Origin of the sequence: Sphingomonas sp. CFBP 13603 (assembly GCF_014892665.1) — a bacterium.
In the GTDB taxonomy this organism is placed as follows: domain Bacteria; phylum Pseudomonadota; class Alphaproteobacteria; order Sphingomonadales; family Sphingomonadaceae; genus Sphingomonas.
The window spans coordinates 1-8,115 of record NZ_JADBIA010000022.1 but is presented as its reverse complement, the minus strand read 5'-3'; the positions used below and the strand labels follow the sequence as shown (position 1 = coordinate 8,115).

Annotated in this window: 7 protein-coding genes; 4 read left to right on the top strand and 3 right to left on the bottom strand. The window is 64.6% G+C overall.

All coding sequences use genetic code 11. The features are described 5' to 3' along the window. From IFR23_RS19915 to IFR23_RS19905, 3 genes are all read left to right on the top strand, one after another. Positions 1–1,284, top strand: a 1,284-nt coding sequence (locus tag IFR23_RS19915; RefSeq protein WP_244655819.1) for a DcaP family trimeric outer membrane transporter, incomplete at its 5' end; no start/stop codon positions are given. 32 nt (positions 1,285–1,316) lie between these two features. Continuing rightward, the gene (locus IFR23_RS19910; protein ID WP_107962140.1) at positions 1,317–2,984 is read left to right on the top strand and encodes an MFS transporter; all 1,668 of its coding nucleotides are present in this window, start codon (positions 1,317–1,319) and stop codon (positions 2,982–2,984) included. A 230-nt stretch (positions 2,985–3,214) separates the two neighbouring features. After that, positions 3,215–5,026 carry a DUF885 domain-containing protein gene (locus IFR23_RS19905; protein WP_192977295.1) on the top strand — a complete coding sequence of 604 codons (1,812 nt, stop codon included), beginning with the start codon at positions 3,215–3,217 and terminating at the stop codon, positions 5,024–5,026. Between the two features lie 51 nt (positions 5,027–5,077). On the opposite strand, the gene IFR23_RS19900 is transcribed toward IFR23_RS19905, so the two are convergent. After that, positions 5,078–5,521 (bottom strand): hypothetical protein, encoded by a 444-nt coding sequence (locus IFR23_RS19900; protein ID WP_192144790.1) that lies wholly within the window; start codon positions 5,519–5,521, stop codon positions 5,078–5,080. 592 nt (positions 5,522–6,113) lie between these two features. Here IFR23_RS19900 and IFR23_RS19895 point away from each other — a divergent pair. After that, positions 6,114–6,863 (top strand): prolyl hydroxylase family protein, encoded by a 750-nt coding sequence (locus IFR23_RS19895; protein WP_244647128.1) that lies wholly within the window; start codon positions 6,114–6,116, stop codon positions 6,861–6,863. A gap of 35 nt (positions 6,864–6,898) precedes the next feature. Here the strand turns inward: IFR23_RS19895 and IFR23_RS19890 are convergent, their stop codons facing one another. Both IFR23_RS19890 and IFR23_RS19885 read right to left on the bottom strand, forming a co-directional pair. Beyond that, positions 6,899–7,594 (bottom strand): L,D-transpeptidase, encoded by a 696-nt coding sequence (locus tag IFR23_RS19890; RefSeq protein ID WP_197978569.1) that lies wholly within the window; start codon positions 7,592–7,594, stop codon positions 6,899–6,901. Beyond that, positions 7,594–7,842: a hypothetical protein gene (locus tag IFR23_RS19885; protein ID WP_192977294.1), complete on the bottom strand. Its 249-nt coding sequence runs from the start codon at positions 7,840–7,842 to the stop codon at positions 7,594–7,596. Before IFR23_RS19885 ends, IFR23_RS19890 begins: the two co-directional genes overlap by 1 nt. Positions 7,843–8,115 lie beyond the last annotated feature (273 nt).

Below are 8,115 nucleotides of genomic sequence, written 5' to 3'. Positions count from 1 at the left end.
GCGACGGCTGCGGCCGCGCCACGACCTGCCGCTCCGGCGACGTCGACCGCCGCACCGACCGCGGTCGCGTCCGCGCCGAACGACCTGCATCCGACGGCCCCCGTCGGGCCGACCGCGCCAACCGCGCTTGCCGAGGCGAAAGCACCCGCCGCAGCGTCGACCGACGGGTTCAAGGTCGCGGGGACGACGGTCAAGCTGAACGGCTTCATCAAGACCTGGGCATCGGTCAGCCGGTACAGCGGCGGCAACATCGCACCGGAATCGGTCGGGCGCGATTTCTACTTTCCAAGCATGATCCCGGTCGGCGGTCGCAACGAGGGCAACAGCCTGGAATCGCACGCCAAGCAGACGCGGATCGTGCTGGCGACCGACACGCCTATCGCGGGGCACAGCCTAAAGGGTCTGCTCGAAGTCGATTTCCAGGTCGTGCCGGGATCGCAGGGTAACCAGCGCGTCGTCAGCGGCTACAACCCCGGCCTGCGGCGCGCGTTCTTCACCTACGATAACTGGCTGTTCGGTCAGGAATGGACGACCTTCCAGTATATCGGCGCACTGCCCGAGACGACCGACTTCATCGGACCGTCGGAGGGTAGCGTGTTCGTTCGGCAGGCTCAGGTGCGGTATACACGCAAGTTGAGCGATACGCTGACGGTGTCCGTCGCGGCCGAGAACCCGGAGACGGCGTCGACCGGCCTGACCTCTGCCGCGATCGTCGAGAATGCGGACGATCGCCTGCCCGACGTCGCGGCTCGGTTGAACTACAAGACCGCGTTCGGCGAGTTCTCGCTGGCGGGTCTGGCGCGCAAGCTGACCATCGATACCGGACCGCTGAACGAGAGTGCGACAGGGTGGGGCGTGTCGTTCGCGGGCAAGGTGCCACTCGACGTGTCGGGCCGTTCCGACATCCGCTTCATGGTGACGCACGGCGACGGCATCGGCCGGTATGTCGGCCTGAACCTCGCGCCCGACGCCGTCTTCGCGGCGGTGCCGGGAGCGGAGTTGCGGACGCCCAGCCTCACCGCTGGCTTCGCGGCGCTCAAGCTCGGCTGGACCGACAAGCTGCGCTCGACCTTCATCGGCAGCGTCCAGTCGATCGATTATCCGACCGGCGGCGAACCGATCGGCGCGAGTGCGTCGGCGTGGAGCACGTCCGCCAACCTGTTCTTCTCGCCGATCAAGGCCATCGATCTGGGTGTCGAGTTCCGCCACGCGGAACGGCGGCTGGTCGACGGCCAGGTCGGCAAGCTCGACCGCGGCGAACTCGCCGCACGCTACTCGTTCTAAAGCATAATCGCTCCATCTGAGAGGATACCGCCATGGCGACTACAACAGGGGATGCTTCGCCCCTCGGGCATGTGAAGCAGAGCCAGCCGCTCATCATCATCGCGTCGTCGCTCGGCGCGGTGTTCGAATGGTATGACTTCTATCTTTACGGCCTGCTCGCGACGATCATCACCGCGCAGTTCTTCTCGGGCGTCAACGAGACGACCGGGTTCATCTTCGCGCTCGCGGCGTTCGCGGCCGGATTCGCGGTGCGGCCGTTCGGGGCGCTGGTGTTCGGGCGGATCGGCGATGTCGTCGGGCGCAAGAACACCTTCCTCGTCACGATGGCGATCATGGGCCTGTCGACCTTCCTGGTCGGCCTGCTGCCAAGCTACGCGTCGGTCGGCGTCGCCGCACCGATCGCGCTCGTCGTGTTGCGGCTGTTGCAGGGCCTCGCGCTCGGCGGCGAATATGGCGGTGCGGCGACCTATGTCGCGGAGCACGCACCCGACAAGAAGCGCGGACTGTTCACCAGCTTCATCCAGACCACCGCCTCGCTCGGCCTGTTCGCGGCGCTGCTCATCGTGATCGGCGTGCGTACGCTGGTCGGCGAAGAGGCGTTCGCGGCATGGGGCTGGCGTATCCCGTTCATCGTCTCGATCGCGTTGCTCGCCGTGTCGCTCTGGATCCGCATGCAGCTCGAAGAGAGCCCGGTGTTCCAGAAGATGAAGGACGAGGGAAAGACCTCGAAGGCGCCGCTGACCGAGGCGTTCGGGCAGTGGAGCAACCTCAAGGTCGTGCTGATAGCGCTGTTCGGTGCGGTCGTCGGGCAGGGCGTCGTGTTTTACACCAGCCAGTTCTACGCGTTGTTCTTCCTCGAGAAGAACCTGCGCGTCGATGGGCCGACCACCAACATCCTGATCGCGATCGCGCTGTTGATCGCCACGCCGGCGTTCATCTTCTTCGGCTGGCTGTCGGACAAGATCGGGCGGAAATACATCATCCTGACCGGCTGTGCGCTCGCCGCGCTGACCTACATGCCGCTGTTCCATGCGCTGTCGAAGGCCGCCAACCCGGCGCTCTATGCCGCGCAGGCCAATTCGCCGGTAACCGTCGTCGCCAATCCCGACGAGTGTTCGGTCCAGTTCGATCCGGTCGGCAAGAACAAGTTCGACAGCAGCTCGTGCGACATCGCCAAGGCGTATCTGGCGAAGGCCGGCATCTCGTACGCCAACGTGATCGCGCCTGCGGGCACCGTCGCGCAGATCCATATCGGCGGCGCGACCATCCCGGTCGTCAACCCCGCGGTGGTTTCGGGGCCTGAGAAGGCTGCTGCGATCAAGACGTTCGGTGGCGAGGTGAAGGCTGCACTGACTGCGGTCGGCTACCCCGAAAAGGCGGACCCGGCGCAGATCAACAAGCCGATGGTCGTCGCGATCCTCGTCCTGCTCGTGCTGTACGTGACGATGGTCTACGGCCCGATCGCCGCGCTGCTGGTCGAGCTGTTCCCGACGCGGATCCGCTACACGTCGATGTCGCTGCCCTATCATATCGGCAATGGCTGGTTCGGCGGGTTCCTGCCGACCGCGGCGTTCGCAATGGTCGCGGCGACCGGGGACATCTATTACGGGCTGTGGTACCCGATCCTCGCCTGCGCAGTGACGGCGGTTGTCGGTCTCGTGTTCCTGCCAGAGACGTTCCGTCGGTCGCTGCATAGCTGAGGCGACATGATCCGATCGTGACGATCGGTACAGCGACGTAACACCACGGCGGTGTCGGCCCGGTTGCCAACCGGATCGACACCGCCGATCTTCGTTATTCGACTTGGCAAGCGGCCGCCGCGAACGACGCGCTCTGCGATGTATCCGATCGCGCTTCCGGCATAGTTCGACGGGATGCTTTCTGTGGGCGTACCCGATAGGCTGCACGACAGTTGATCGAAGGAGTGGATATGCATCGCCGTAAATTTCTCGCGAGCGCGACCGCTGCGTCCGTGGTCGGCGCGCTGCCGATCCGGGCCGAGGCCGCCACTGTCGATCGCAATACGGCGCTTCGCACGATGCTCGACCGGTTCTTCTACGCGCGGCTCGATGCCTCGCCCGAGCAGGCGACCCGGCTTGGGTTGGATAGCGGCAGCCGTTCCGCACTGAAATCCAAGCTCGACGATCAGTCGTCGGCCGGGCAGGCGGACGATCTGGCGCGTGCCAAGGCAGAACTGGCGGAGCTCCGGTCGTTTGGTACGCATGGTCTCTCGCCCGCGGCCGCGCTGGATTACGAGGTCGTGAGCTATCAGCTGACCCGTGCAGTGGCCGGCGCAGAGCGCTTCACATACGGCGATAGTCTCGGTCGGTTTGCGCCTTATGTCCTGAGCCAGTTGACCGGTCCTTACCGCGACGTGCCCGATTTCCTCGAATCGCAGACGCGCGTGCGCGATGCGGACGAGGCCGACGCCTATCTCGAGCGGCTCTCGGCGTTCCCGAAGGCGATCGACGACAGCACAGGGCGGCAACGCAGCGATGCGGCGCGCGGCGTGTTCGCGCCCGACTATATTCTCGACACCACGCTGAAGCAGCTCGGTAGTGCGATGGAGCGTCCGGCGGATCAGACGGTGATGGTCGCAAGTTTCGCCGCCAAACTGAAGGCCTCCAACCTTCCGCCCGAGCGCGTCGCGAAGGCGACGACGATCGTTCAGCGCGACGTATTTCCAGCGCTGGAACGTCAGCGCGCGCTGGTCGCCGAACTCCGCGGCAAGGCGGTGCACGACGCAGGCTGCTGGCGCTTGCCCGACGGCGATGCCTATTACACCGCCGCGGCGGAGGCCGCGACGACGGTGGCGATGAGCGGCGACGAGATCCACCGTCTGGGGCTGGCGCAGGTTGCCGAAATCGGTGCGCGGATCGACACGATCCTGAAGGCGCAGGGCATGACCAAGGGCAGCGTCGGCGAACGGCTGGTCGCGCTCAACCAGCGACCCGACCAGCTCTATCCGAACACCGACGCCGGCCGCGATGCGTTGCTGGCGCATCTCAACCGCCAGATCGTCGCGATGCAGGCCCGCCTGCCCGAGGCGTTCGCAAGCCTGCCCAAGGCGCCGGTCGAGGTCCGTCGCGTGCCGCCGACCATCCAGGCCGGTGCACCGGGTGGGTATTACCAGAATGCGTCGCTCGATGGATCGCGACCCGCGATCTACTACATAAATCTGCGCGACACCTTCGATCGTCCGAAATTCGGTCTCGCGACGCTGACGCATCATGAAGCCGTCCCTGGTCATCATCTTCAGGTGAGCCTCGCGCTCGAAAGCACCGAAATTCCGTTGATCCGCCGTCGCGGATTTTTCAGCGGCTATTCCGAAGGTTGGGCCTTGTATGCCGAGCAGCTCGCCGACGAGATGGGGATGTATGAAGGCGATCCGCTCGGGCAGGTCGGATATCTCCAGTCGCTGCTGTTCCGCGCGACGCGGCTCGTCGTGGACAGCGGCATGCATGCCAAGCGCTGGAGCCGCGAGCGAGCGACCGACTATCTGATCGCCACTACGGGTATCGCACGGGGACGAAGCCAGGGCGAGATCGATCGCTACACGGTTTGGCCGGGGCAGGCGTGCAGCTACAAGATCGGCCATACCGTCTGGACCCGCCTGCGTGCCGAAGCGGAGAAAAAGCCGGGCTTCACGTTGAAGCAATTCCACGCCGTCCTGCTCCAGGGCGCGATGCCGCTTGCGATTTTGGAGCGCGTCGTTCGCCGAGGGGGCGTTGCAGCCGGCTGATCCGGTAGCTTTCCGATGCCTGCGGTCGGTCGATTTTGTACGAGTGCGGGTTTAGCGCGAAAAGCATTGCTGCATGTAAGCGATCCGGGTCGGACCATCGGCGTGCGCCGCGTCGCCGGGAAACCCGCGCATCGAGTTTTCAAGTTTGCCGAGCTCATCTCGCGACAGCCAACCCTGGATCTTGCCCTGCTGAACCGACCAGCAGTCCGCAGCGGCCTCACCCGGACCGAATATCTGATGCGCGCATTCATGCGTATACCAGAAGAGCTGCTGTGCGCGGGGCAGATTGAGGACGCGGGGATGGAGGATGATCCGTCCACGATAGGCTGCTGCGATATCGTCGATCGGCTTGATCATCGTGTCGACCGGACCACAGGTCGCGCGGTAACCAGCCAGCAGCAGAGCGCCTGGCAGGATAAGACGCTGCGCAGCCGCAGGGTGGGGTGCGAGCGCCAGCAACGACGCCGCCGCGCACGCGAGAATGTTTTTGAACATGACGATCCTGGCCCCGCGGACCGCGAGGACGTGTCAGAGGAATTTTGGGAATTGCGCGCCGATGGACGGCGGCGACCTGACTACAGGTCGGGCTGCACTATCTGAGGTACAGGAACAGAAGCCCGGCCCAGAGGAGCAGCGAGAGCAGCAGGGCCGCAACCAGGCCGAGCGCTACCGGGTAGAAGATATCATCGGCCGACGGTTCTGGTACGAACCGCAGGGTATCACGTCGCTTGATACGCGACGTGGTGGTAGGCGTTGCTGTTCGCAGCGTACGAAATATCGATTCCGCACCTGCCGAAAATATCGGTTGCATGATAGGTCTCCGCCGATGTCCGTTAAATCGCGTCACCCGTCGCTCTCGCCGGCAGCGGAGCGTGGGATGTTCCCGAACTCTTCGGTCTGGTGCGACTTAGCGCATCCATCAGGGCGGGGTGGTCGCGAAAAATTCGCTCAACCGGCCTAACCTATGTTGGTCGTATAAGATAAACGTACGTTAGAGCCGAAAGATGCATCTACTAAAAATATAAATCCATGATAGGAATGTAGGCTATCGCTCTGGTCGAAATGCGATGACTAAGGCAGTGAAAAGATGTCGGAATTTCTCAATACTGGCGCGTGGCCGACCGATGTTTCCGGTAACACGTCGTTGATATCCGCGCGATTGAACGCGCTTGATCTTCGTGATGGTCAGATGGAGGCGCTCACCCGTGCCGACTCTGCGATCGGCGTTCGCGAACGGATCGCGTGCTATCCCGATGCCGTCCGCATCCCGGCGAACAGTGTCGAGCTGTATATCGTCCGTAACTTCCTGTCGGTCGAAGAATGCGATGCACTGATAGCGCTGATCGATGACAATCGCGTGCCATCACCCGTAGTTGCCGACAACCCGGTTCCTTTGTCGCGCACCAGCGAGACCTGTTACCTGTACGCCGGGCCTGGTCCCGTGACGGCGGTGGAGACTAAGTTAGATGCGCTGACGGGGCTCGAACCGCGGTTCGGCGAGGCACTGCAGGGCCAGCGCTATGCGGTGGGACAGGAGTTCAAGCCGCATCACGACTATTTCGATACCGGCCAGCTGTATTGGCGAAATCAGGTGCCGATCGGTGGTCAGCGCACCTGGTCGGCGATGACGTTCCTCAACGAGCCCGAAGCGGGCGGCCGCACGAACTTCCCGACTGCGGGCGTGATGATCGCACCGAAAGCGGGCAACCTAGTGATCTGGAACAATATGGACGAGCTGGGCCGTCCGAATCCGGGGTCGCTGCATCAGGGCATGCCCGTCGAACAGGGCACGAAATACGTCCTGACCAAATGGTATCGCGAACGGCCCTGGGGCTGAGCCGGTCGAGGACTGGTTCGGCGCGGTCCGGATACTTAGTTCGGAACCGCAAAGACGCTGCGTAACGGCTTGGTTTCTGGAAGAATGTAGACGATCCCGACGGTTTCGGTGAACAGCGGCTTCACGACGTCGTCGTAGAATTTGGCGGGCACGTTGATGCAGCCGTACGAAATCCGGTTGTCGTCCGGCGATGCGGACGCAAGTCGCGCGGCGCGGTGATCCTGCGGCCGGCCGGCGATGACGCGGTGCAGCGAGAGCGCGGCATCGTAATCGACCCACAATATATCCTGGTCGAAATCGTTGCCGAGCGACGCCTGAAAACGACCCGCGGGCGTGGTGCGCTCGGCCGGCGTGATCGTCGCCAGCTTCCGATGCCCGATACCGGGTACGCTGGCATCGCTGCGCGCCAAGCCGAGCAGGGCCGGGGAAGCACCCCGAAGCGAGCCCTTGCCATCGAACGCCAGGACCTTGGCATTCACCTTGTCGATGACGATGAACGGCAAACCGCGATTGTCGTGCGACGTCGTCACCCAGTTGGCGGTATCGCGCGCATCGCGCGAGGTCGCTTCGCCTTGGAACTGTACGATCTCTGCGCCGACGGACGACGCCGCTGTCGGCGCGCCCTTATCCGCCTGCTTTGAGACGCTGGCTGGTGCGGCGTTTGCGGAGGAGGCACTGATCGTGATCGCGAAGACCAGCGAGGCGAGGCCTCGCTGGTGCAACGGTCTCATCAGTTTCGCGCCTGCTTGCGGGGGTAGACCGGAACCGTGGGTTTGGCGGGTGGCGTCGGCACGGGCGGCACGGTGACGTTCTGTGTCGGTGGCGTTGGTGGCGTCGGTGGCGTCGGGGTCGGCGGGACGAACGTGGTGCCGACCGGGGGGCTGCCCTCGGGCATTTCCACCCTGACGATTCCTGGGCGATCGGGCGTGGGCGGCGTCACACCGCCGTCGACGATCTCGATCGGCGGCGGATTTGGCACGCGCACGCGAACGGGCGGGACCTCGATAATCGGCCTTGTCGCGTTGGGAAGCTGCGGCACGACCGGGGGCGTCGGCGTCGGCGTCGGCGTCGGCGTCGGCGTCGGCGTTGGCGTTGGCGTTGGCGTTGGCGTTGGGGCCGGAGCTGGAGCTGGAGCTGGAGCTGGAGCTGGAGCCGGGGCAGGCGCTGGAGCGGGCGCTGGAGCCGGGGCGGGTGCTGGAGCCGGGGCGGGTGCTGGAGCCGGGGCGGGCGCTGGTGCCGGGGCGGGTGCTGG